The following is a 385-nucleotide window of genomic DNA, read 5'->3' as shown; positions in this document are numbered from 1 at the left end:
CTGTCGGTTTTCAAGACCGATCCCTTCAGCCACTTGGGTACGCCTCCGTTTTATATCTCTAATTGGTGGACCTTGCAGGACTCGAACCTGCGACCGGACGGTTATGAGCCGTCTGCTCTAACCAACTGAGCTAAAGGTCCAGTTGGTGGCGGCAGAGGGGATCGAACCCCCGACCTTACGGGTATGAACCGTACGCTCTAGCCAGCTGAGCTACGCCGCCAAAATTAAGACTATTTTATATTGGTGGAGCCTAGCGGGATCGAACCGCTGACCTCCTGCGTGCAAGGCAGGCGCTCTCCCAGCTGAGCTAAGGCCCCAATACTTTACTACTTTACTATGGTCGAGAAGACAGGATTCGAACCTGCGACCCCTTGGTCCCAAACCA

3 tRNA genes are annotated in these 385 nt (G+C 54.3%); all 3 read right to left on the bottom strand.

The annotated features are described in order from the left end of the window. Window positions 1-63: 63 nt before the first annotated feature. Window positions 64-140: transfer RNA gene (locus tag CD29_RS19420), tRNA-Ile, on the bottom strand. 3 nt (window positions 141-143) lie between these two features. Continuing rightward, window positions 144-220, bottom strand: a tRNA-Met gene (locus tag CD29_RS19415). A gap of 21 nt (window positions 221-241) precedes the next feature. Further along, a tRNA-Ala gene (locus CD29_RS19410) sits at window positions 242-317 on the bottom strand. Window positions 318-385: the final 68 nt, after the last annotated feature.

The organism is Ureibacillus manganicus DSM 26584 (assembly GCF_000772945.1).
Lineage (GTDB): Bacteria > Bacillota > Bacilli > Bacillales_A > Planococcaceae > Ureibacillus > Ureibacillus manganicus.
This window is presented reverse-complemented; position numbering and strand designations above follow the sequence as displayed.